General features: G+C 53.7%; 22 protein-coding genes and 2 tRNA genes. 12 read left to right on the top strand and 12 right to left on the bottom strand.

Going from position 1 to position 24,515, the window contains the following annotated elements; all coding sequences use genetic code 11:
* Window positions 1-12: 12 nt before the first annotated feature.
* From OGX90_RS18415 to ascF, 3 genes are all read right to left on the bottom strand, one after another.
* A complete protein-coding gene (locus tag OGX90_RS18415) occupies window positions 13-252 on the bottom strand; it encodes a SymE family type I addiction module toxin (RefSeq protein WP_008785630.1) in 240 nt (79 codons plus the stop codon).
* A gap of 172 nt (window positions 253-424) precedes the next feature.
* Complete coding sequence (locus OGX90_RS18410; protein WP_286624460.1) at window positions 425-1,849, bottom strand: 6-phospho-beta-glucosidase; 1,425 nt, start codon at window positions 1,847-1,849, stop codon at window positions 425-427.
* Window positions 1,850-1,871: 22 nt separating this feature from the next.
* The gene (ascF, locus tag OGX90_RS18405; protein ID WP_032944740.1) at window positions 1,872-3,326 is read right to left on the bottom strand and encodes a PTS cellobiose/arbutin/salicin transporter subunit IIBC; all 1,455 of its coding nucleotides are present in this window, start codon (window positions 3,324-3,326) and stop codon (window positions 1,872-1,874) included.
* Between the two features lie 264 nt (window positions 3,327-3,590).
* On the opposite strand from ascF, the gene OGX90_RS18400 reads away from it, so the two are divergent.
* The 3 genes from OGX90_RS18400 to hypF all read left to right on the top strand — a co-directional run bounded on the left by OGX90_RS18400 (window position 3,591) and on the right by hypF (window position 7,679).
* Complete coding sequence (locus OGX90_RS18400; protein ID WP_286624458.1) at window positions 3,591-4,604, top strand: LacI family DNA-binding transcriptional regulator; 1,014 nt, start codon at window positions 3,591-3,593, stop codon at window positions 4,602-4,604.
* A gap of 145 nt (window positions 4,605-4,749) precedes the next feature.
* Window positions 4,750-5,295: an electron transport protein HydN gene (gene hydN, locus OGX90_RS18395; protein WP_003037366.1), complete on the top strand. Its 546-nt coding sequence runs from the start codon at window positions 4,750-4,752 to the stop codon at window positions 5,293-5,295.
* 143 nt (window positions 5,296-5,438) lie between these two features.
* Window positions 5,439-7,679 (top strand): carbamoyltransferase HypF, encoded by a 2,241-nt coding sequence (hypF, locus tag OGX90_RS18390; RefSeq protein ID WP_234692887.1) that lies wholly within the window; start codon window positions 5,439-5,441, stop codon window positions 7,677-7,679.
* A gap of 161 nt (window positions 7,680-7,840) precedes the next feature.
* Here hypF and norW read toward each other — a convergent pair whose 3' ends face one another.
* Window positions 7,841-8,974: an NADH:flavorubredoxin reductase NorW gene (norW, locus tag OGX90_RS18385; protein ID WP_048215690.1), complete on the bottom strand. Its 1,134-nt coding sequence runs from the start codon at window positions 8,972-8,974 to the stop codon at window positions 7,841-7,843.
* On the bottom strand, window positions 8,971-10,419 hold the full coding sequence (norV, locus tag OGX90_RS18380) for an anaerobic nitric oxide reductase flavorubredoxin (protein WP_234096567.1): 1,449 nt from the start codon (window positions 10,417-10,419) through the stop codon (window positions 8,971-8,973). The genes norW and norV overlap by 4 nt, the downstream gene beginning before the upstream one ends.
* 190 nt (window positions 10,420-10,609) lie before the next feature.
* On the opposite strand from norV, the gene norR reads away from it, so the two are divergent.
* Window positions 10,610-12,130, top strand: coding sequence for a nitric oxide reductase transcriptional regulator NorR (norR, locus tag OGX90_RS18375; protein ID WP_079934229.1), 1,521 nt, complete (start codon window positions 10,610-10,612; stop codon window positions 12,128-12,130).
* Here norR and gutQ read toward each other — a convergent pair.
* The 7 genes from gutQ to srlA form a co-directional block, all read right to left on the bottom strand.
* Window positions 12,127-13,092, bottom strand: coding sequence for an arabinose-5-phosphate isomerase GutQ (gene gutQ / locus OGX90_RS18370; RefSeq protein ID WP_286624452.1), 966 nt, complete (start codon window positions 13,090-13,092; stop codon window positions 12,127-12,129). The genes norR and gutQ overlap by 4 nt on opposite strands.
* A complete protein-coding gene (gene srlR / locus OGX90_RS18365) occupies window positions 13,085-13,858 on the bottom strand; it encodes a glucitol operon DNA-binding transcriptional repressor SrlR (protein ID WP_003037350.1) in 774 nt (257 codons plus the stop codon). Before srlR ends, gutQ begins: the two co-directional genes overlap by 8 nt.
* Window positions 13,859-13,928: 70 nt before the next feature.
* Window positions 13,929-14,288, bottom strand: a complete 360-nt coding sequence (gene gutM / locus OGX90_RS18360) for a transcriptional regulator GutM (protein WP_008785622.1) — start codon at window positions 14,286-14,288, stop codon at window positions 13,929-13,931.
* 55 nt (window positions 14,289-14,343) lie between these two features.
* Window positions 14,344-15,123 carry a sorbitol-6-phosphate dehydrogenase gene (gene srlD, locus OGX90_RS18355; RefSeq protein ID WP_003037345.1) on the bottom strand — a complete coding sequence of 260 codons (780 nt, stop codon included), beginning with the start codon at window positions 15,121-15,123 and terminating at the stop codon, window positions 14,344-14,346.
* A 17-nt stretch (window positions 15,124-15,140) separates the two neighbouring features.
* A complete protein-coding gene (srlB, locus tag OGX90_RS18350) occupies window positions 15,141-15,503 on the bottom strand; it encodes a PTS glucitol/sorbitol transporter subunit IIA (RefSeq protein WP_008785621.1) in 363 nt (120 codons plus the stop codon).
* Between the two features lie 13 nt (window positions 15,504-15,516).
* On the bottom strand, window positions 15,517-16,488 hold the full coding sequence (gene srlE / locus OGX90_RS18345; RefSeq protein ID WP_071445668.1) for a PTS glucitol/sorbitol transporter subunit IIB: 972 nt from the start codon (window positions 16,486-16,488) through the stop codon (window positions 15,517-15,519).
* Window positions 16,485-17,048, bottom strand: a complete 564-nt coding sequence (gene srlA, locus OGX90_RS18340) for a PTS glucitol/sorbitol transporter subunit IIC (protein ID WP_003037339.1) — start codon at window positions 17,046-17,048, stop codon at window positions 16,485-16,487. Before srlA ends, srlE begins: the two co-directional genes overlap by 4 nt.
* Window positions 17,049-17,312: 264 nt before the next feature.
* On the opposite strand from srlA, the gene mltB reads away from it, so the two are divergent.
* From mltB to OGX90_RS18300, 8 genes are all read left to right on the top strand, one after another.
* Entirely contained in the window at window positions 17,313-18,392 is a 1,080-nt protein-coding gene (mltB, locus tag OGX90_RS18335) for a lytic murein transglycosylase B (protein ID WP_003037336.1), read from the top strand.
* Between the two features lie 191 nt (window positions 18,393-18,583).
* A complete protein-coding gene (pncC, locus tag OGX90_RS18330) occupies window positions 18,584-19,081 on the top strand; it encodes a nicotinamide-nucleotide amidase (RefSeq protein WP_048225249.1) in 498 nt (165 codons plus the stop codon).
* Between the two features lie 92 nt (window positions 19,082-19,173).
* Window positions 19,174-20,238, top strand: coding sequence for a recombinase RecA (recA, locus tag OGX90_RS18325; protein WP_003037330.1), 1,065 nt, complete (start codon window positions 19,174-19,176; stop codon window positions 20,236-20,238).
* 86 nt (window positions 20,239-20,324) lie between these two features.
* Window positions 20,325-20,825 carry a recombination regulator RecX gene (gene recX, locus OGX90_RS18320; protein ID WP_048225248.1) on the top strand — a complete coding sequence of 167 codons (501 nt, stop codon included), beginning with the start codon at window positions 20,325-20,327 and terminating at the stop codon, window positions 20,823-20,825.
* A gap of 128 nt (window positions 20,826-20,953) precedes the next feature.
* A complete protein-coding gene (gene alaS, locus OGX90_RS18315) occupies window positions 20,954-23,581 on the top strand; it encodes an alanine--tRNA ligase (protein WP_234096568.1) in 2,628 nt (875 codons plus the stop codon).
* A gap of 238 nt (window positions 23,582-23,819) precedes the next feature.
* Window positions 23,820-24,005 carry a carbon storage regulator CsrA gene (csrA, locus tag OGX90_RS18310; RefSeq protein ID WP_000906486.1) on the top strand — a complete coding sequence of 62 codons (186 nt, stop codon included), beginning with the start codon at window positions 23,820-23,822 and terminating at the stop codon, window positions 24,003-24,005.
* Window positions 24,006-24,341: 336 nt separating this feature from the next.
* Window positions 24,342-24,434: transfer RNA gene (locus OGX90_RS18305), tRNA-Ser, on the top strand.
* 3 nt (window positions 24,435-24,437) lie between these two features.
* A tRNA-Arg gene (locus OGX90_RS18300) sits at window positions 24,438-24,514 on the top strand.
* The last annotated feature ends 1 nt before the right edge of the window (window position 24,515 follow it).

Below are 24,515 nucleotides of genomic sequence, written 5' to 3'. Positions count from 1 at the left end.
AGTGTATCCTCGTCATTCAATTGCCTGCTCAATAATTAATTTCCCCTGCATCACTGATACATTCACTGCCGTACCGGTCGGAAATCCAGCTTGTTCCAGCCAGTCGCCGTTCAGCGTGAGTGAGGCGTGACGACTGATTCGTCGCGTATAACCCGTTTTTGGATCTTCATGGCGTTTTCTGACATAGCTGACTTTCAAGCGACGTACTGGTTTGGTGATTGCCACCGCTGTTTTGCCCTTTTTATCAAACATGCACGCTTCCTTGTGGTGAACGGCCAGGATTAAAAACTACTGAATAAAATGCCAGTAAAAAAAGGGGAGGGCAAACCTGAAACTGGAAGGACGATTCCAAATCCGGAATGTAATAAATGAAATGAAAATATGTACTTCTGCCGGAAGGCTGTAACCCCCTCCGGCAGATCCGTCATGCCAGATCGGCACCGTTACTGGCGATGACTTTTTTGTACCACCAGAATGATTTCTTGCGTGTACGTGCCAGCGTGCCGTTGCCCGCGTCATCGCGGTCCACATATACAAAACCGTAGCGTTTGCTCATCTCACCGGTTGAGGCTGAAACCAGATCGATACAGCCCCAGGAGGTGTAACCCATCAGCGGCACGCCATCTTCAATCGCGTCTGCCATGGCGCGAATATGTTCGCGTAAATAGCTGATGCGATAGTCGTCATTGATCTCACCGTTAGCATCAATTTCATCTTTCGCTCCCAGCCCGTTTTCCACCAGAAACAGCGGCTTCTGGTAGCGGTCATACATCATATTCATGGTGATGCGCAGGCCGAGCGGATCGATGCCCCAGCCCCATTCACTGGCGGGAATGTACGGATTACGCAGCGACTTCACCACGTTGGCAGCGCTGGTATTGCCCGTGTTCATTTCAGCGGAGGCGCAGCGCGATGCGTAATAGCTGAAAGAGACGAAATCGACGGTGTTTTTCAGGATGTCGTCGTCTTCCGGGGCTTTTTTGATTACCACGCCTTTTTCGCGAAACACGCGGGCAGAGTAAGCCGGGTAGGCCCCGCGCGCCTGCACATCAATAAAGAACAGGTTTTCACGGTCTTTTTCCAGTGCGGTCCACACATCTTCCGGCTTACACGAGTAAGGATAAAAATTACCGCCAGCCAGCATACAACCGACCTGGTTTTGCGGATTAATTTCATGGGCTATTTTAGTCGCCAGGGCGCTGGCTATCAGTTCGTGGTGAGCGGACTGATATTTTACCTGATCCTGATTTTCACCTTCTTCAAATACCAGCCCGGCGCCTGAAAAGGGGCTGTGCAGCATGATGTTGATTTCGTTGAACGTCAGCCAGTACTTCACCAGACCGTCAAAGGCCCCGAAGCAGGTACGGGCGTAGCGGGTAAAGAACTCCACCATTTTGCGGTTACGCCAGGAGCCGTACTCGGTGACCAGATGCATAGGCACATCGAAGTGACACAGCGTGACTAATGGCTCAATACCGTATTTTTTACACTCGGCAAACACGGCCCGATAAAACGCGATTCCGTCTTCATTCGGCGTCAGCTCGTCGCCGTTAGGGTAGAGGCGGCTCCAGGCAATGGAAGTACGAAAAACCGTAAACCCCATTTCCGCCATTAGCGCGATATCTTCTTTATAGCGATGATAAAAGTCGATCGCCTGATGGCTGGGATAAAATTCGTCATCCCGCAGCGTAAAGCGCTTTTCCTGACCCAGTTTGACGGGCATGCGGTGTGTGCCGTGGGGGATCATATCGACGGTAGTCAGCCCTTTGCCGCCTTCCCGGTATGCCCCTTCAGATTGGTTGGCGGCCAGTGCGCCGCCCCATAAAAATCCTTGCGGAAAAACAGACATAATTAACCTCAGTTCGTACCAGTCAAATGCTGGCTCCATTGATATTGCCCGGTTGTGCGGCCTGGTTTTTTCTGGCCTGCGCGGCTGCATCTTCGACAGGAATATCTTCAAAGCCGAGAATCAGCGTTAGTACAAAAGAAAGCACTACCGCCAGCGCCATCACGCCAAATACCCAAACGATGGTCATCGGATTGGCCGGATCGAAAAACTGGACGCTGGTGAACAGACCTGGAGCCGCCATGGAGTGGCTTGCAAGCCCGGCCATTCCAGCAACAGCACCGCAGATAAAACCGCTGATAAGGCTCGCAATCAGCGGACGTTTCAGGCGGATTGCCACGCCATACAGCGCGGGTTCGGAAATGCCCGCCATGATGGCTGAGGCGGCGGCGGCTAACGCCGTCTGGCGCAGCTCCGGGTTTTTGGTTTTCCATGCCACTGCCAGCGATGAACCACCTAACGACAAATTGGCGCCAATTTCCGATGGCATCACCATGCCTTCTTTTCCGGTTTCGGCAATGGTCTGAATAATGGTTGGCGTAAAGACACGGTGCATACCGGTCATTACCAGCAGCGGCCACAGCGCGCCCATAATGGCCACTGACAGCCAGCCGAGATAGCCGTGGATGGTATAGACCAGCGCTGAAATCGCGCTACCGATCCAGATACCGATCGGGCCAATGATGACGATGGCGAGCGGGGCGGCGATCAGCACGATCAGCATCGGTTTGAGGAAGTTTTTGGTCACCGCCGGAGTTATACGATCGACCCAACGTTCGATGTATGACAAGCACCAGGTCATGACCAGCGCCGGGATCACCGTGTAGGTGTATTTCACCGCCGTCACTGGGATCAGGGCAAACTCAACGTGCTCACCCTGCGCGGCCTTCGCCATCAGGTCGATAAAGCTGGGATGCACCAGTACGCCCGCGATGGCGATAGCCAGCGACATGTTGGTTTTGAATTTGATAGCGGCCGACGCGGCGACCATCAGCGGCAGGAAGAAGAATGCACCGTCGCCAATGACGGTCAGAATGGTGAGCGTGGACGATCCTTTCACCAGCACGCCGGTCATTTCCAGAACCATCGCCAGCAGCTTGAGCATTGATCCGCCGATAATCGCCGGGATCAACGGCGACATTGTGCCGATCAGCGCATCAAGGATCCCCGCGCCAATCCGCTTCAGCGTCAGTCGGGGTTTGATTTGCGGCTCAGCAGGCTGCATGTTGGCAGGCAACAGGCTGACCACTTCACGATACGCCTGCGAAACGGTGTTGCCGATAATCACCTGACATTGGTTCTCGTTGCGCACCACGCCCAGCACGCCAGTGAGGGTTTTCAGCGTCGCGCTGTCGACCTGCGAGTCATCTTTGATAACGAAACGCAAACGGGTCATACAGTGGGTCACTGCTGTGATGTTGTCGACGCCTCCCAGAGCCGTCACAACGGAGCGCGCCAGCGCTGCATAATTCTTGGACATCGGATTTAATCCTGTTTTATCAGTAGAGTACGTTATTTTTTATCCGTTTACGTGGATCGCTTTTCTGGGTTGATGAAACGCAGATAGGAAACCGGTTCCACAAAATCATGTTTAAATTGTATTAACTGATCAAGATTTAATTTTGATAAATTTTTGTAATTGTGACTCCGATCACCAGATGTCAGCGTCTGCGATTTAGCAGCAAGGACAGCGGCAAAACGGTGCAGTACACTGCGTCACATTGAGAGAAAAGGGATGAGTAATATGACCACGATGCTGGAGGTGGCGAAGCGTGCCGGAGTGTCGAAAGCGACGGTTTCCCGGGTGCTTTCCGGAAACGGCTATGTCAGCCAGGAAACCAAAGACCGCGTGTTTCAGGCCATTGAAGAGAGTGGTTACCGCCCAAATTTGCTGGCGCGCAGTCTCGCGGCGAAAACCACGCAGACACTGGGTCTGGTGGTAACAAACACCCTTTATCACGGCGTCTATTTCAGCGAACTGCTGTTTCATACCGCGCGGATGGCGGAAGATAAAGGGCGCCAGCTGTTACTGGCTGACGGTAAGCATAGCGCTGAGGAAGAGCGCCAGGCGATCCAGTACCTGCTCGACCTGCGCTGTGACGCGATTATGATATATCCGCGTTTTCTCAGCGTGGATGAGATAGATGACATCATCGATGCCCACAGCCAGCCTATTATGGTGCTTAATCGACGCCTGCGGAAAAACAGTAGCCATAGCGTATGGTGCGATCAAAAGCAGACCAGCTTTAACGCCGTTACTCAGCTCATTGCCGCCGGGCATAAAGAGATTGGTTTTATTACCGGCTCGATGGATTCGCCAACCGGCGTGGAGCGACTTTCAGGCTATAAAGACGCGCTGGTACATCATGGGATCGCGCTAAATAATGATCTGATTGTTAAAGGGAAATGGACGCCAGCCTGCGGCACAGCGGGTGTGGATACTTTGCTTTCGCGCAAGGTCAATTTTACCGCATTGGTGGCCAGCAATGACGATATGGCGATCGGCGCGATGAAGCAATTGCACGAGCATGGTGTGAGCGTTCCCGCACAGGTGTCGGTGATTGGCTTTGATGATATCGCCCTCGCGCCATACACTATTCCGGCGCTTTCCAGCGTTAAAATTCCGGTAACAGAAATGATTCAGGAAACGATTGGGCGCCTGATCTTTATGCTAGGTGACGGGGTGTTTACGCCGTCAAAGACCTTCACTGGTGAACTCATTGCGCGCGACTCTGTTGCGCCGCCCGTTTCGCGCTGACGGCTGTCATTTGTCATCGTCACTAGTGACGATGACACGCCCTTCTTGCGTTCTTCAGAATAAAATTCATTTAATAACAGTAAATTAAATTCTGGCACGATTTGTGTATGCTTCGGCAGATATTCTGTCATTGCTGGAGAAATTGATGAACCGTTTCATCATTGCAGACGCCAATAAATGCATTGGTTGCCGTACCTGTGAAGTGGCCTGCGTGGTATCCCATCAGGATAACCAGGATTGCGCATCGCTGACCCCTGAAACCTTTTTACCCCGCATTCACGTCATCAAAGGCGTTAATGTCTCCACGGCGACGCTGTGCCGCCAGTGCGAAGACGCGCCGTGCGCTAACGTCTGTCCGAACGGTGCGATCAGCCGTGATAAAGGTTTTGTCCACGTAATGCAGGAACGCTGCATTGGCTGTAAAACCTGCGTTGTGGCTTGTCCTTACGGCGCAATGGAAGTGGTCGTGCGTCCGGTCGTGCGTAACAGCGGCGCAGGTCTGAACGTCCGCGCAGAAAAAGCTGAAGCCAATAAGTGCGACCTGTGCCACCATCGTGAGGCCGGTCCTGCCTGTATGGAAGTGTGCCCGACTCACGCGCTGATATATGTGGATCGCAATAAGCTTGAGCAACTGAGCGCGGAAAAACGTCGTCGCGCCGCGCTGGATTCCACCGCATCTTTGCTGTTCTGATGGCTGAAAATCCGCGTAAAATACGGTAGTACTTATGCCGGATGGCGGCTTTGCCTTATCCGGCCTACTGTTCGCATCCACGTAGGCCTGATAAGCGTAGCGTCATCAGGCAAACCGGGATAGATGACTGCGGGAACGACTTAATGACAATAAACAACCACTCCGGCGTACAGTTGCGTATTCGCGGCAAAGTACAGGGCGTCGGATTTCGCCCCTACGTCTGGCAACTGGCGCAGCGCTTACAACTGCATGGCGATGTGTGTAACGACGGTGACGGTGTGGTTGTGCGCTTACAGGAAGATCCGGCGGAATTTATTGCGCAGTTGCATCAACACTGCCCACCGCTGGCGCGCATTGACAGCGTTGAGAGCGAACCATTCGCCTGGACGCAGCAGCCTGCCGATTTCTCGATTCGTCAAAGTGCTGGCGGTACGATGAATACGCAAATCGTTCCGGACGCCGCGACCTGTCCCGAATGCCTTGTTGAAATGAACACCCCCAGCGAACGTCGTTACCGATACCCCTTTATCAACTGCACCCACTGTGGTCCGCGTTTTACGATTATCCGCGCGATGCCCTACGATCGTCCGTTTACCGTAATGGCGTCATTCCCACTCTGCGCGCAATGTGACAAAGAGTATCGCGATCCGTACGACCGTCGATTCCACGCCCAGCCAGTGGCTTGTCCGGCATGCGGCCCTCATCTGGAGTGGTTCTGTGCGGGTGAGCGAGCGGAGAAAGAAGTGGCGCTGCAGGCGGCGGTATCGCGGCTGAAAGCAGGCGGTATTGTGGCGGTTAAAGGCATTGGTGGGTTTCATCTGGTGTGCGATGCGCGAAATGATAACGCCGTAGCGCTACTCAGGCTGCGCAAACACCGTCCGGCGAAACCTCTGGCAGTGATGCTGCCCTCTGATGAGGGATTGCCTGAACCCGCTCGTCGTTTGCTGACTACCCCTGCTGCGCCGATCGTGCTGGTGCAGAAACGCTATGTCGCTGCATTGAGCGAGGGTATTGCGCCAGGGTTAACGGAGGTTGGCGTCATGTTGCCAGCGAATCCGTTACAGCATTTACTCTTACAAGAGATGAATTGTCCGCTGGTGATGACCTCTGGCAACCTCAGCGGCAGGCCTCCGGCCATTACCAACGCCCAGGCGCTGGAAGATTTACACGACATTGCCGACGGTTTCCTGCTGCATAATCGCGACATTGTGCAGCGGATGGATGACTCCGTGGTGCGTGACAGTGGGGAAATGCTGCGTCGTTCCCGGGGTTATGTGCCGGATGCGGTTGCACTACCACCAGGATTTCGCGACGTGCCGCCGATGCTGTGCTTAGGCGCGGATCTGAAAAATACTTTCTGTCTGGTCCGTGGTGAACAGGCGGTTATCAGCCAGCATTTGGGCGATCTTAGCGATGACGGCATTCAGCAACAGTGGCGTGATGCGCTACGCCTGATCCAGAACATTTATGACTTTACGCCGCAGCGTATCGTGCATGATGCACACCCTGGCTATGTTTCCAGCCAATGGGCCAGTGAAATGGAGCTGCCAACTGAAACGGTGCTGCATCACCATGCGCATGCCGCTGCGTGTCTTGCGGAGCACGGCTGGCCGCTCAATGGCGGTGATGTGATTGCCCTGACGCTAGACGGTATCGGTATGGGGGAAAACGGCGCGCTGTGGGGTGGAGAGTGTTTGCGGGTCAACTATCGTGAATGCGAATACCTTGGCGGCTTACCGGCGGTAGCGCTGGCGGGCGGCGATCTGGCGGCAAAACAGCCGTGGCGTAATCTGCTCGCGCAGTGCCTGCGTTTTGTTCCTGACTGGCAGCGTTATCCGGAAACATCGGTGCTGCAACATCAAAACTGGAACGTGCTGGCGCGCGCTATTGAACGGGGAATTAACGCTCCGCTGGCGTCATCGTGCGGACGACTGTTTGATGCCGTTGCCGCCGCGTTGCAATGTGCACCGGAATCATTGAGTTATGAAGGTGAAGCGGCCTGTGCGCTTGAGGCGATGGCATCGCAATGTGATGGCGTTGATCACCCAGTCACGGTGCCGCTTGATGACAATCAGCTGGACTTAGCAGTTTTTTGGCAGCAATGGCTGAACTGGCAGGCCAAACCAGCAGAAAGGGCGTGGGCGTTTCACGACGCGCTGGCGCGTGGATTTGCCACTCTGATGCGAATGCAGGCCGAAGCGCGCGGGATTAAGACGTTAGTATTTAGCGGTGGCGTGATGCATAACCGCTTATTGTCGGCCCGTCTGGCGTTTTATCTGCGTGGTTTTACCTTACTGTTCCCGCAGCGTTTACCGGCGGGCGACGGCGGGTTGTCATTGGGGCAGGGCGTGATTGCCGCAGCGCGAGCGTTGGCGCAAAAATAAAAAAAGCCCCGGGACTGGCGGGGCAAGAAAAACATGTCGGGGCATACCGACAAGTGGCAACGCACATCCATGTGCGTGAGGTTAATAAATCAGTAGCAGCGTTGCCGGGCAAAGTCGCAGGCCGGATAAGACGCGAAGCGGCACCATCCGGCATCACAGACTTACACGGGCAACGTTTTCAGCAGCGCAAAGGCCTCTTTCATGCGGTCTTCACTGACGACAAACGCACACAGCTGGCCTTCGTCGTTCATCCCTCTGGCAACCATTCCCTGCGCTTCGGCGGCGATGTGCCAGTTTAGATCGCGGCGCTGGGTTTCCCCGGCCAAATGCAGAGGCAGTTCTGGCGTTTTGACTTTTACCAGCATGGCTGGCAGTTTCAATGGCGCATTGCCGCCGAGCAGGTTTTTCGCCAGATACATGGCGCTCAGCTGAATCGGCTGCAGGAAAGGGAGCACCTGACCGTTAATCTCCGCACAGTCGCCGAGAGCATAAATGTCCGGGTGGCTGGTTTGCAGGTAGCTATCGACGCAGACGCCACGATTGATGTTCAATCCGGCACGACGCGCCAGTGCGGTCTCCGGGCGTAAGCCGGTGGCGGCGATCACCGCATCGACTTCTACGCTGCGGCTACGATCGAGCGTGGCACGAATACCTGACGCCGTTTTTTCCAGCCCCTGAAGCTGTGATTTCAACAGCAGGTGTACGCCCATATCGGTCAGACGATGCTGTAAGCGACTGCTGACTTCCGGCGGCATCAGCGAAGCCAGAATGCTGGCAGCGTTGTCGATAAGCGTTACCGCTTTACCGGCACGACAGAAATCCATCGCCAGTTCACTGCCAATCAAGCCGCCGCCGACAATCAGCACCCGCTGGGCGTCACGCAACTGCGTTTCACAAGCGCGATACTCTTGTTGGCTGTTCAACGTGAGCATTAACTCACGTCCGGTAACCGGCGGTACAAAGGCTGACGCGCCCGTCGCCAGCACCAGTTTGTCGTACTGCCACTGCTGATCCTGGCTTTTCACTACGTGGGCATCAGCATCGATGTCGGTTACCCAGGTGTGCGGAAATAGACGCAAATTAAACTGTTCGGCAAACTCCCCCGCCGACTGGCGGGTGAGGTCGTCTGCACGCTGTGACTGACTGATAACATGGCTGAGATCGGGCTTGTTGTACTCATCCATGCTGTCCGCAGCAATCAGGGTCAGCGGGACATTTGCATCCTGTTTACGGATATTTTTGACTAACTGGCGGGCGGCGAAGCCCGAACCAATAATGACAATTCCGCGGCTCATTTTGCCTCCGTTGCCAGGACGTCGAAGACGTCTTTACCTAATGAACATTCCGGGCACAGGAAGTTATCCGGCACGTTGCTCCACGGTGTTCCCGGCGCGACATCCTGCAGCGGTTCACCTTTTGCCGGGTCGTAAATCCACTGGCACACGCTGCACTGCATGCTAGGGCCAAGATCGGCGGCAGCCGCAGCGGCGCAAGCGCATTCTTCTTCTTTGGATGCGGCCTTCACGGTTGTTTCCGGCAGTGGCGCAAGCGCCCACTGACGCGCGATTTCACGGCCGTGCTGGCGGCATAGTTCCAGTGCATCCAGGTCCGGACGCCATTTCGCCTTCAGGCTCAGCGACATTTCGAAACCAGCATCCTGCAAACGCGTAGACAAACGGTCTACTGCGCCGCCGCTCCAGCCGTGTGAGCCAAAGGCGCTGGCGCGTTTGTTACGAAAACGCAGGCCGGTCATCTCTTCCACCAAACCGGCGATTTTTGGCATCATCACGTTGTTCATCGTCGAAGTACCGACCAGCACGCCTTTAGAGCGGAAGACGTTAGTCAGAACTTCGTTCTTATCGCTACGGGCGACGTTAAAGATTTTCACTGCCACGTTCGGGTCAACTTCGTTGATGCCCTGGGCTATGGCGTCCGCCATCATGCGGGTGTTGTTGGACATGGTGTCGTAGAAAATGGTGATGCGGTCTTCCTGATAATCCGCCGCCCATTTCAGGTACATTTCCACGATTTGCGTCGGGTTGTCGCGCCATACCACGCCGTGGGAAGTAGCAATCATATCGACAGGCAGGTTGAAGCCGAGGATCTCAGTAATTTTCGGTGTAACCAGACGGCTGAACGGCGTCAGAATGTTGGCGTAGTAACGCTGGCACTGTTCGAACAGTTCGGTCTGGTCAACTTCGTCGTTAAACAGACGTTCGTCGCAGTAGTGCTGACCGAAGGCGTCGTTACTGAACAGCACCGCGTCGCCGGTCATGTAGGTCATCATGCTGTCAGGCCAGTGCAGCATTGGCGTTTCAACGAAGATCAGCTGTTTGCCGTTACCAATGTCCAGTGAATCACCGGTTTTCACCACGTTAAAGTTCCACTCCGGGTGATGGTGATGCCCGTTGATGGAGTCAATGGCGTTGGCTGTGCAGTAAATCGGCGTGTCCGGGATGCAGGACATCAGCTCAGTCAGCGCCCCTGCATGGTCTTCTTCCGCGTGGTTAATGATGATGTAGTCGATATCCGCGAGGTCAATTTCACTGCGCAGGTTCTGTACGAATTCACGGCTAAACTTATGGTCTACTGTATCGATCAGGACATTTTTTTCTTCACGGATGAGATAGCTGTTGTAGCTGCTGCCGCGCAGCGTTTTGTATTCAGTCCCGTGGAAATCACGAACTTCCCAGTCACGTTGGCCAACCCAATGAATGTTATTTTTAACCAGAATAGACATAGCAACCTCAGTAATTAATTCAGCGTTTTTCTAAAAAGATGTTTTGCTTATTGCAGGTTGCGTGCCAACTTTTTATCTTTTTGATTTTAATGGTTTTATTGTTTCCTGCTTATTAAGTGGTAGTCAAAATGACTATTCATTTTATTGTCAATATGACAATATGAATTGTCAAAATGACAATGAGGTAGTCATGAGCTTTTCCGTAGACGTGCTGGCGGGCATCGCCATTGAATTACAAAGCGGTATTGGACATCAGGACCGTTTTCAACGTCTGATAACCACTTTGCGTCAGGTGCTGGAGTGCGACGCGTCGGCACTGCTGCGCTACGAGTCGCGACAGTTTATTCCGCTGGCGATCGATGGGCTGGCGCAGGATGTTCTCGGCAGACGCTTTACTCTGGAAGGGCATCCGCGTCTGGAGGCGATTGCCCGCGCCGGAGACGTGGTTCGTTTCCCTGCCGACAGCGATTTGCCAGACCCATATGATGGTCTGATTCCGGGGCAGGAGAGTCTGAAGGTGCATGCCTGTATTGGGCTGCCGTTGTTCGCCGGTCAAAATTTGATTGGTGCGTTAACCCTGGATGGCATGGAGCCCGATCAGTTCGATGTTTTCAGCGATGAGGAGCTTAGGCTGATTGCCGCGCTGGCGGCGGGTGCGCTGAGCAATGCGCTGCTGATTGAACAACTGGAAAGCCAGAATATGCTGCCAGGTTCGTCAACCAACTTTGAGCAGGTGACGGAAACCCAGATGATTGGCCTGTCGCCCAATATGATGCAGTTGAAAAAAGAAATTGAGATTGTGGCGGGGTCCGATCTCAATGTGCTGATTAGCGGCGAAACAGGGACCGGGAAGGAGCTGGTGGCTAAAGCTATCCATGAAGGTTCGCCGCGCGCAGTGAATCCACTGGTGTATCTGAACTGTGCAGCGTTGCCGGAAACCGTAGCCGAAAGTGAGCTGTTTGGTCACGTAAAAGGCGCGTTTACCGGGGCTATCAGCAATCGTAGCGGTAAGTTTGAAATGGCCGACAATGGGACGCTGTTTCTCGACGAGATAGGCGAACTCTCGCTGGCGCTACAGGCTAAGCTGCTGCGCGTGTTGCAGTACGGCGATATTCAGCGCGTGGGTGACGATCGCAGCCTGCGCGTGGATGTGCGGGTGCTGGCGGCGACGAACCGTGATTTACGCGAAGAGGTGCTGGCCGGGAATTTCCGCGCAGATTTGTTCCACCGTCTGAGCGTCTTCCCCCTTTTTGTACCGCCTCTTCGTGAGCGCGGCGAAGATGTGGTGCTGCTGGCCGGCTATTTTTGCGAGCAATGCCGACTGCGGCTGGGTCTTTCCCGCGTGGTGCTAAGCCCCGGCGCGCGTAGCCATCTGCTGAATTACGGCTGGCCCGGAAACGTGCGCGAGCTGGAGCATGCCATTCACCGGGCGGTTGTTCTGGCCAGGGCTACCAGGGCAGGGGATGAAGTGGTGCTGGAGGCGCAGCATTTTGCCTTGCAGGATGAAGGTCCGGCTCCGCAGGTGGCGGAAGTTGTTGCGGAGATCCCACAACATCACAATCTGCGTGAAGCAACAGAGTCGTTCCAGCGGGAGATGATCCGCCGGGCACTGGCGCAAAATAATCACAGTTGGGCGGCAAGCGCGCGGGCGCTGGAAACAGACGTCGCCAACCTGCACCGGCTGGCGAAACGTCTGGGTCTGAAGGATTAGATAATACCGGCCTGATAGAAATCCTGCAGGTTGATAGCACCGGTGAGTTTGCCGTTTTCATCGACCACCGGTGCGGCAGTGATTTTACGCTTCATCAGGATCTCTTTGGCGTCAATCGCGCGGCTCTGCGCCTGTAGCGTAATGCCATTCTGAGTCATAGCTTCGCTAACCTGGGTGGTGAGCGCTCCGCCGCCAACCAGCCAGCGGCGCAGGTCACCGTCGGTAAAGACCCCTTTCACTAGTGAGTGGTCGTCGCAGACCGCGACCAGGCCAAGACCCGTGCGGCTGAGTTCCAGCATCGCGTCCATCACGCTGGTGGTGAGCTTCACCTGAGGTATGGCATCGTCGCGGCGCATCAGATGATGCACTTTATTCAACAGACGAGCACCCAGCGCACCTGCCGGATGTGAGCGGGCAAAATCTTCTTCGTTAAAGCCGCGCGCCTGCATTACGGCGATCGCCAGCGCGTCGCCCATCATCAACGTATTTACGGTGCTGGACGTCGGTGCCAGGCGCATCGGACAGGCTTCGCGCTCAACGGAAATATCCAGCACGGCTTTGGCTGCCAGACCCAACGGTGAGGTCGGTTTTCCGGTCATTGCCAGCAGTGCGACGGATTTGTCTTCCAGGCGTGGGATGATGAGATCCAGCTCTTTCGCACCGCCGGAGTAGGAGATAAACAGCATGACATCACGGCTTTCGATCATCCCTAAGTCGCCGTGCAGCGCTTCCGCCGGATGCACAAAAAAGGCGGGCGTGCCGGTACTAGCGAGGGTCGCCGCAATTTTTTTGCCAATATGACCTGATTTACCAATACCGGAGACAATGACTTTGCCTTCACAGTGGATAATCGTATTAGCGGCGCGGACAAAATCATCGCCCAGGCGTTCTGGCAGTCGGCTGGCTTCCTGTAGTTCCAGCATTAACGTCTGACGGCCCGCGTTCAGTAGTGCATCACTCATTGGTTTCTCCGGTTATGATCACTTCAATCCCTTTTGCTTCCAGCGCCTGACGAAACGCAGGGTCGATGCCCGCATCGGTAATCAGCTTGTCGACGCTTTCCAGACTGCATACAACATTAGGGCTTTTGCGCCCAAATTTTGACGAGTCAGCCATCAGAATCACTTCGCGAGCGGCATTGCACATCGCTTTACTGACGCTAAACACCTCATTAAAGGTGGTCACGCCGGCATTGAGGTCAATGCCGTCGGTGCCCATGAAGAGTTTATCAAAGCTGAACTGCTCAAAGGCGTTTTCTGCCAGCTGACCGTGAAATGACGCAGATTTTTTGCGAAAGGTCCCGCCGGGCATCAGGATAGTTTGCTCGTTGTCCAGCTCCGAAAGGGCGTTAACAATGTGCAGACTGTTGGTCATGACGGTGATGTTGCTAAAGCGCGTGAGCATCGGCACCATCTGCAGTACGGTGCTACCCGCATCCAGAATAATAGAGTCGCCATCGTGTATAAAACGGACGGCGGCTTCGGCAATCTGCTCTTTTTTATGCGTATTGATTAGCGTTTTGTGATCGATTGGCGGGTCGGATTCGTCTTTATTTAATACCACGCCGCCATAGGTACGAATGACGGTTCCGGCATTTTCCAGAATGACCAGGTCTTTGCGAATGGTCGTGCCGGTCGTGTCAAAGTAGTGGGCCAGTTCTTCAACCGAGCATTTGCCCTGCTTTTGCAGATGCTCCAGTATGGCAGCCTGACGCTGACGAGGTTTCATAGGCGTGATTACCCTGACTTAATAAGTTGCAAAATGATAATTTCGCAAGCTATTAGCATTCACAACGAAATTACCCATGTTTCAGTTTAAGCGCCAATGATAGTGCATTCTGTGATAACGGATCATGGGGAAAGATCACATCAGGCTGTAAATCATCAAGATGTTTGCCCATTATCGTGGCAATTTTGCCTGGTCGGGCGAATACCGTAAGACCTTTCATAAATAACGTGTCGGTCACCCGTTGCTGCTCATCCAGCGCAATGGCTACCACCACGCGCGGTTTAAAACGCCCACCGGAGCGACCAACACCAACCCGACCTTGCTGGCAGAGTTGATCAAACGCCCGGTTAAAGCGGGATATTTGCCAGCCACCAAGCGCCAGTTGCAGGCACCAAGCGATAGCGGCGACGGTAATCAGTGCGGAAACCATTATGTACTCCTTTGATTTTGCCGGATAAGCGCAGCCGCCATCCGGCAATTCAACATTAAAACATCACCTGACCGCCGGTCACGTTGATGGACTGCCCGGTGCAGTAAGAGGCTTTTGGACTGGCGTAAAACAGCAGCATGTTCAGTACGTCCTGATAATCGCAGCCGCGTTTAAGCGGAACCTTATCAATGTAGTACTGCTCCACCTCATCTGGCTTAAGGCCCAGCTTGGTCGCATATTGCGGTAATAACGACTGAAACATTGGTGATTTCAGTAGGTTGCCGAGCATCAGCGAATGTACGGTGATCCCGTACTCCGCCAGATCCAGCGCCAGCGACTGAGTTAAGCCCACGCCACCAAATTTTGCCGCGCTGTAGCCTGAATTGTGTTTGCTGCCCACTTTCCCTGATTTTGAGTTGATCTGGATAATGCGTCCCTGCACGCCATCGCGGATCATCAGGCGTGAAAATTCACGAGCACAGAGGAAGTAGCCGACCAGATTGACCTGCAGCGAGCGGTCGAAATCCCCAAGCTGAAAGTCGCTGATAAAAGCGGCTTTAGCGATACCCGCGCTGTAAACCAGCAGATCGACACGACCGAATATTTCATCCACTCCGCGCGACAGCGCCAGCACGCTCTGTTCGCTGGTGGCATCTGCGCCAAAACCGTACGCGGTACCTTCGCCAAACTCGGCGTTAATTTCTTGCGCGACGTTGGCAGCTTTATCGCTTTGAATATCCACCACCGCGACGCGGTATCCTTCTGTCGCAAGCCCACGGCAAAGGAATGCCCCCAGGGTCTGGCCTCCACCAATGACAACGGCAACCTGATTCATTTTTATCTCCTTCAATCTTAAGCAACAAACTTCAAAATACAGCCCGGGGTGATACCGTCCGGGACGGGGCCCGCAACGTGTACAGTGCCGGGGAATTCCGCTTCGCTCTGCCCGTCAAAGCGCAGGGTGATATGCCCGAGTTCACGTAAGTTTTGTTCCGCCACGCTGCCAACGGCGGTGACCGGGTAGTGGTGCTGGCCCAGTTCAAACTGGATCCCTGCTTGTAAAGAGCCGTTCAGGTCCCCGTGGCAATGGATGAAACAAAACTCTTCGATATCCGCTGGCGCGCCTTCACGAAAGGTAATCAGCATCTGGTCGCACAGTGCATCCGGGGCGCTCTGGCCGATACGGGTAATGGTGGTTTGATAAATTACGGTCATTTTTGAATGCCCCTTATTGGTAAATAAAGCCAGAAACAAACCAGGCGATGAGAACGGTAGGTGCGCCGGTCAGAAAACGGCTCACCAGTACGGATGGCACGCCGACGCGGACAGTATCCTGACGCGCTTCGGCCAGCGACAACCCAACCGGAATAAAGTCACATGCAGCCTGGGCGTTAATGGCGAACAGGGCAGGTAGCGCCAGATGCGGAGGAATGTTCCCCAGACCAATCTGTACACCGATCAGCACGCCGATAACCTGGGCGATAACCGCACCGGGGCCGAGGAAAGGCGACAGCAGCGGGAAAGAGCAGATCAGCGCCAGAGTAACCAGTCCCAATGGATGGCTGGCCAGCGGCGCGAGTCCATGGGCAATCCAGTCTCCCAGACCCGAAGCCATAATGATGCCGATCAGTGCCGAGACGAACGCCATAAATGGCAGAATAGTTTTCAGGACGGTATCGATGGTGTCACGTCCGGACTGGAACAGGACCGCAACGGCTGAACCCATGCCCATTCCCACTTTTGCCAACAGGCCGTCGCTTTGTTCGGTAATCTTTTTACTGGTGTCGTAATCGCGACCGATAGTGCTGCTTGCAGGTTGCGGCGCAGCGGATGCCTCGCCGACAATCGTGATGTTTTCTTCTTTCACGCCAGAGACATAGATATCTTCGACAATGTACTGAGCCAGCGGGCCGGATTTACCCGTAGCGTGAATATTCACCGTCGGTATACGGCGTTTGGGATAGATCCCACAGCGCAGCGTGCCGCCGCAGTCGATGATCGCCACACCAATTTCGTTCTCCGGCGGCTCGCCTTCTTTGAAGCCATCAACTGCCTGCCAACCGGTCAGGTTTGCTATCCTGTCGACTATTGCGGGGCGAGTTCCTGCGGTGATATAGACAATTTTCTTGCCCGGAATGGCATCCAGTTCAAGGGGGCCACCCCAGCCGCCGGTGCCTTTTTCAATACGAATACGTGTCATGATGTTGCTCCCGCCAGATGCACCTTCTGCTCAAGTTGAATACCCATTTTTTTCTCGAAGATAGTGGTGGTGAAATCGGTCACCCAGCCGCGGAAGAAGTTAGTCACCAAACCGACCAGCAGGTAGCTCACCGCCAGTGGGCCAAGCGGAAGCCCCAGCGTGGTCAGGCCGCTGGCGATCCCCAGATAGACAAACAGTTCGCCGGGGTTGATGTGCGGGAATAAGCCGTTCATTGAATGGCAACTGTAAGAGGCGGCGGCGTAGTAGCTGGGCTTGTATTTTTCTGGCATAAAGCGACCCAGACTCAGCGTCATCGGGTTACAAAATACAAATGTGCCGATGCACGGCAGCAGCAAATAGCGGGACAGTGGATTTCCAGCGCAGCGCTGAGCAAAACGTTCAATACGCTGCTGGCCGATAAAGTTAATCAGCGCATTCATGATGACCAGCAGGCTAATCAGCAGGGGAAGAATACCGGTCACCATACCGGTAAACACTTCTCCGCCTTTCTGGAACAGCCCGATAAACCACTCAGCACCGAGTGTGATGGTGTCGATCATTATTCTCTCCTGTAGGGATTTTAGTTATCTTGCCAAACGGTGGCTAATTTTAATCAGATCGAAAGATATAAAAGTGTTATTTTGATCTCAAAATGAAAGATAAATATTTTAATTTGAAAGTTATTGCGTGAAGGCTCGCAAATGTGAAGGTCAGAGATGAAAGGGGATGTAAATTCTGTGAAGGAGAGCGACTACCGCTTCCTTGTATGGCGGAGGATGCTTTACCATACTTCTCCCAGGCTGAATTTGTTTAATGGATGTCTCATGTTCAAGCGTCGTTATGTAGCGTTACTCCCCCTTTTCGTACTGCTCGCTGCCTGTAGCAGCAAACCTAAACCTTCAGAGACTCAAACGACTACGGGTGCGCCATCCGGCGGCTTCCTGCTTGAGCCACAGCACAACGTCATGCAAACGGGCGGTGATTTTGCCAATAATCCGAACGCGCAGCAGTTCATCGAAAAAATGGTGAACAAGCACGGCTTTGACCGCCAGCAGTTGCAGGAGATCCTGTCGCAGGCCAAGCGTCTGGACTCGGTATTGCGTTTGATGGACCGCCAGGCACCGACGACTCAACCGCCAGCCGGTCCTAACGGCGCATGGCTGCGCTACCGCAAACAGTTCATCACGCCTGACAACGTGCAAAATGGCGTAGCCTTCTGGAATCAATATGAAGATGCGCTGAACCGCGCGTGGCAGGTCTATGGTGTTCCGCCGGAAATTATCGTTGGCATTATCGGCGTTGAAACGCGTTGGGGCCGCGTGATGGGTAAAACGCGGATTCTGGATGCGCTGGCGACGCTGTCGTTTAACTATCCTCGTCGTGCGGAATACTTCTCTGGTGAACTGGAAACCTTCCTGCTGATGGCGCGAGATGAAAGCGACGATCCGCTCGATTTGAAAGGTTCTTTCGCCGGCGCGATGGGCTACGGCCAGTTTATGCCGTCTTCCTATAAGCAATATGCCGTTGATTTCAATGGCGATGGCCACATTAACCTGTGGGATCCGGTTGATGCCATCGGTAGCGTGGCGAATTACTTCAAGGGCCACGGCTGGGTGAAAGGCGATACGGTCGCGGTGCCGGCAAATGGTCAGGCACCTGGGCTGGCGAACGGCTTTAAAACCCAGTACAGCATTTCTCAGCTTGCTGCGGCGGGGCTGACGCCACAGCAGTCGTTGGGTAATCATCAGCAGGCCAGCCTGCTGCGCCTGGATATTGGTACCGGCTATCAGTACTGGTATGGATTGCCGAACTTCTACACCATCACCCGCTACAACCACAGTACCCACTACGCGATGGCCGTGTGGCAGTTGGGTCAGGCGGTCGCGCTGGCGCGCGTGCAGTAATCGCTCCACCGGCCTACAGGAAGAAATCTCTTGTAGGCCGGATAAGATGCCCTGATATCGTCATCCGGTAGGTCTTATTTATGCAACGGAGCAATTTTTGGAATCCCCCTCGTAAAACGTTCTCTCCATCCCCACATTGGTTATGAAAGTGCTATCTTGTCCGGCATATTTTTTAACTGACAGAGGCTGAAATGACCGACAGTGAACTGATGCAGTTAAGTGAGCAGGTTGGCCTGGCGCTGAAAGCGCGTGGGGCGACCGTTACGACGGCGGAGTCCTGCACCGGCGGCTGGGTGGCCAAAGCGATTACGGATATTGCCGGAAGCTCCGCCTGGTTTGAACGCGGGTTTGTGACCTACAGCAACGAAGCCAAAGCACAGATGATAGGCGTGCGCGAAGAGACGCTGGCCCAGCATGGGGCGGTGAGCGAGCCTGTAGTGGTGGAGATGGCGATTGGCGCGCTAAAAGCTGCCCGCGCGCATTTCGCGGTCTCGATCAGCGGTATTGCCGGGCCGGATGGCGGCAGTGAAGAAAAGCCCGTGGGTACCGTATGGTTCGCCTTTGCCAGCGCGAGCGGCGAGGGGATTACGCGTCGGGAATGCTTCAGCGGCGATCGCGACGCGGTACGTCGACAGGCGACCGTCTACGCGTTACAAACCCTGTGGCAACAATTTCTACAAAATACTTGATACTGTATGAGCATACAGTATAATTGCCTCAACAGAACATTATCTATCACGTTTCGCGGTTTAACCCGAAAGCGGCATGACAGGAGTAATTAATGGCTATCGACGAAAACAAACAGAAAGCGTTGGCTGCAGCGCTGGGTCAGATCGAAAAGCAATTCGGTAAAGGCTCCATCATGCGCCTGGGTGAAGACCGTTCCATGGATGTGGAAACTATCTCCACTGGTTCGCTTTCTCTGGATATCGCATTGGGCGCGGGCGGTTTGCCAATGGGCCGTATCGTCGAAATCTACGGGCCTGAATCCTCCGGTAAAACAACGCTGACCCTGCAGGTTATTGCCGCTGCACAGCGTGAAGGTAAAACCTGTGCATTTATCGATGCGGAACACGCGCTGGATCCGGTCTATGCCCGTAAGCTTGGCGTTGATATCGACAACCTGCTGTGTTCTCAGCCGGATACCGGTGAACAAGCGCTGGAAATCTGTGATGCGCTGGCGCGCTCCGGTGCGGTTGACGTTATCGTTGTCGACTCCGTTGCCGCATTGACGCCGAAGGCAGAAATCGAAGGTGAGATTGGCGACTCTCACATGGGCCTTGCGGCGCGTATGATGAGCCAGGCGATGCGTAAGCTGGCCGGTAACCTGAAGCAGTCCAACACGCTGCTGATTTTCATCAACCAGATCCGTATGAAGATTGGCGTTATGTTTGGTAACCCGGAAACCACCACCGGTGGTAACGCCCTGAAATTCTATGCGTCTGTTCGTCTGGATATCCGTCGTATTGGCGCGGTGAAAGAAGGCGACAACGTGGTCGGCAGCGAAACCCGCGTTAAGGTTGTGAAAAACAAAATTGCAGCGCCGTTCAAACAGGCTGAATTCCAGATCCTTTACGGTGAAGGCATCAACTTCTACGGCGAACTGGTTGACCTGGGCGTGAAAGAGAAGCTGATTGAAAAAGCCGGTGCATGGTACAGCTACAACGGTGAGAAAATCGGTCAGGGTAAAGCGAATGCGACCAACTGGCTGAAAGAAAACCCGGCAACTGCGAAAGAAATTGAGAAGAAATTACGTGAGTTACTGCTCAATAACCAGGATTCAACGCCTGATTTCTCCGTTGATGACAGCGGCGAAGACGTAAAAGAAACGAACGAAGATTTCTGATAATCTGTTTTGAATCGCATGTTATGAATCACATATAGTAAAGGGCTGCATATCATGCAGCCCTTTTTCATTTCTGAAGGCTTACTATGACAGAAGCAACTTCCCGCCGTTCCGCTTATTCCCGGCTGCTTGACCGCGCCGTACGCATTCTGGCGATGCGCGACCACAGCGAGCAGGAACTGCGGCGCAAGCTGGCCGCTCCGGTGATGGGGAAAAATGGACCAGAAGAAATTGATGCCACGCCGGAGGATTACGACAAGGTCATCGCCTGGTGTATTGAAAGTCGTTATCTGGATGATGATCGTTTCGTGCAGCAGTTTATCGCCAGCCGTAGCCGCAAAGGTTATGGACCAGCCCGAGTGCGCCAGGAATTAAACCAAAAAGGGATCGCACGTGAAGCTATCGAGCGGGCCATGCGTGAGTGCGAAATTGACTGGGCAGTGCTTGCACGCGAGCAGGCCATTCGGAAGTACGGTGAACCTTTACCTGTCGATTTTTCAGATAAAGTAAAGGTCCAGCGTTTTTTGCTCTATCGCGGCTATCTGATGGAAGATATTCAGGCAATATGGCGAAATTTTGACGATTGACCGCATACGGGATTTTACTTCCCAGTAAAGAAAACTTATCTTATTCCCACTTTTCGATTGCCAGAGGCGCAGTTTGCATGCCGATGCTGGTAATGACATTTCGTTAGCTTGATTTCTTCAGGATAATTATGAGCAAGAGCACCGCTGAGATCCGTCAGGCGTTTCTCGATTTTTTCCATAGTAAAGGACACCAGGTAGTTGCCAGCAGCTCCCTGGTACCGAACAATGACCCTACTTTGTTGTTTACCAACGCCGGGATGAACCAGTTCAAGGATGTTTTCCTTGGCCTCGACAAGCGTAATTATTCCCGCGCAACCACCTCGCAGCGTTGTGTACGTGCGGGCGGTAAGCACAATGACCTGGAAAACGTCGGTTACACTGCACGTCACCACACTTTCTTCGAAATGCTGGGCAACTTCAGCTTCGGCGATTACTTCAAACACGACGCTATTCAATATGCATGGGAACTGCTGACTGGTGAAAACTGGTTTGCCCTGCCAAAAGAGCGTCTGTGGGTAACCGTCTATGAAACTGACGATGAAGCCTATGAAATCTGGGAAAAAGAAGTCGGTATTCCGCGCGAACGTATCATCCGTATCGGTGATAACAAAGGTGCGGCTTATGCTTCAGACAACTTCTGGCAGATGGGTGATACCGGTCCTTGCGGTCCATGTACCGAAATTTTCTACGACCACGGCGACCATATCTGGGGTGGACCTCCGGGAAGCGCAGAAGAAGATGGGGATCGCTACATTGAGATCTGGAACATCGTCTTCATGCAGTTCAACCGTCAGGCTGACGGCACCATGGAACCGCTGCCGAAACCGTCCGTGGATACCGGTATGGGTCTGGAGCGTATTGCGGCCGTGCTGCAACACGTTAACTCCAACTATGAAATCGACCTGTTCCGCTCATTGATCGAATCCGTGGCGAAAGTCACTGGCGCAACCGATCTGAGCAACAAGTCTCTGCGCGTTATCGCCGACCATATCCGTTCCTGTGCATTCCTGATTGCCGATGGCGTTGTGCCGTCGAATGAAAACCGTGGCTATGTGCTGCGCCGTATCATTCGTCGCGCGGTACGTCATGGCAACATGCTGGGCGCGAAGGATACCTTCTTCTACAAGCTGGTTGGTCCGTTGGTGGACGTCATGGGCTCTGCAGGTGAAGAACTGAAGCGTCAGCAGGCTATGGTTGAACAGGTTCTGAAAACCGAAGAAGAGCAGTTTGCGCGTACTCTGGAGCGTGGTCTGGCGCTGCTGGATGAAGAACTGGCAAAACTGTCTGGCGATACGCTGGATGGCGAAACTGCATTCCGTCTGTATGACACCTACGGTTTCCCGGTTGACCTGACGGCAGACGTTTGCCGCGAGCGTAACATTAAGGTTGATGAAGCGGGCTTTGAAGCTGCAATGGAAGAACAGCGCCGTCGTGCGCGTGAAGCCAGCGGCTTCGGCGCAGACTACAATGCGATGATTCGCGTTGATGGCGCCTCTGAATTTAAAGGCTACGAGCACCTGGAACTGAACGGCAAAGTGACCGCGCTGTTTGTTGATGGTAAAGCGGTAGACGCAATTAACGCAGGTCAGGATGCCGTTGTCGTACTGGATCAGACGCCGTTCTATGCGGAATCTGGTGGTCAGGTTGGCGACAAGGGTGAGCTGAAAGGCGCAGGCTTCGCGTTTGCCGTTAGCGACACGCAGAAATATGGCCAGGCCATTGGTCACATCGGCAAGCTGTCTGCGGGTTCTCTGAAAATTGGTGATGCGGTACAGGCTGATGTGGATGAAGCCCGTCGTGCGCGTATTCGTTTGAACCACTCCGCAACGCATCTGATGCACGCAGCGCTGCGCCAGGTTCTGGGCACACATGTGGCACAGAAAGGCTCGTTGGTTAACGATAAACTGCTGCGCTTCGACTTCTCTCATACCGAAGCGATGAAGTCTGCTGAAATCCGTGCCGTTGAAGATCTGGTGAACGCGCAAATCCGTCGCAACTTGCCGATTGAAACGAACATCATGGATCTCGAAGCGGCAAAAGCCAAAGGCGCAATGGCACTGTTTGGCGAGAAATATGACGACCATGTGCGCGTTCTGAGCATGGGTGATTTCTCTACCGAATTGTGTGGCGGTACTCACGCCAGCCGTACGGGTGATATCGGTCTGTTCCGCATTGTGTCCGAGTCAGGTACTGCGGCAGGCGTTCGTCGTATTGAAGCCGTAACCGGTGAAGGTGCTATCCAAACCGTGCATGCTGAGAGCGATCGCTTAAGCGATATTGCGCAGTTGCTGAAAGGCGATAGCCAGAATATCGGTGACAAAGTTCGTTCCGTGCTGGAGCGTACTCGTCAACTGGAAAAAGAATTGCAGCAATTGAAGGAACAGGCTGCGGCGCAGGAGAGTGCAAATCTTTCCAGCAAAGCGGTTGATATCAACGGCGTGAAGCTGCTGGTCAGCGAACTCGCGGACGTTGAGCCGAAAATGTTGCGTACCATGGTTGATGATCTGAAAAATCAACTGGGGTCTACCGTTATCGTTCTGGCAACGGTAGTGGAAGGTAAGGTTTCTCTGATTGCGGGTGTGTCTAAGGACGTGACAGATCGCGTGAAAGCAGGGGAACTGGTTGGAATGGTCGCTCAGCAGGTCGGCGGTAAGGGTGGCGGTCGTCCGGACATGGCGCAAGCTGGTGGTACGGATGCAGCGGCTCTGCCTGCAGCGTTAGCCAGTGTGAAAGGCTGGGTCAGCGCAAAACTGTAATAATTATAAGCGTAAGTCGACGCTGCTGACTTCAATCCGCAGCGTTTGAATCAACGCTATCGACAACGATAAAGTCAGGTTGAAGTTGTGTATATCGGCTAAACTTAGGTTTAACAGAATGTGATGCCGTGACTGCTTACACTTAGGTGTTTGTCATCGCTTACTTTTTGGCGTTATATGATGGATAATGCCGGGATACAGAGAGACCCGACTCTTTTAATCTTTCAAGGAGCAAAGAATGCTGATTCTGACTCGTCGAGTTGGTGAGACCCTCATGATAGGCGATGAGGTCACCGTGACAGTTTTAGGGGTGAAGGGCAACCAGGTGCGCATTGGCGTAAACGCCCCGAAAGAAGTTTCTGTCCATCGTGAAGAGATCTACCAGCGTATCCAGGCTGAAAAATCCCAGCAGTCCAGTTACTAAGGTTTTCGCGTCTCACCTTTCTGGTGAGGCGCAACCTGATTGAGTTACTCTTTTTCTTCTCTTTTCTTCTTCGTCTTCCCCATTTTTTCGATTCCACTGCGCGTAATGCCTTTTCCTGCGAAGTTTCCGTTTGTTCACTCCTTCAGGAAATTGCCAATTTATCTGTTGATAAAACACTCTTTTTGCCGTTTTTGCAGACTAATTGCGCGTGAAATGTGCAAACGATAAAAGCTCTGGAAAAATTGTTTGACTTATAAGTCCCAGAAAGTAATATGTGCGCCACGCAGCGACGATGAGCAGAAACAAGTTCTTCGAAGCACTCGCAAGAGGCGTGTTGGTGAGGTGGCCGAGAGGCTGAAGGCGCTCCCCTGCTAAGGGAGTATGCGGTCAAAAGCTGCATCCGGGGTTCGAATCCCCGCCTCACCGCCATTTGCATCCGTAGCTCAGCTGGATAGAGTACTCGGCTACGAACCGAGCGGTCGGAGGTTCGAATCCTCCCGGATGCACCAT

It is taken from the genome of Citrobacter sp. Cpo012 (assembly GCF_030333015.1).
In the GTDB taxonomy this organism is placed as follows: Bacteria; Pseudomonadota; Gammaproteobacteria; order Enterobacterales; family Enterobacteriaceae; genus Citrobacter; species Citrobacter portucalensis.
This window is presented reverse-complemented; position numbering and strand designations above follow the sequence as displayed.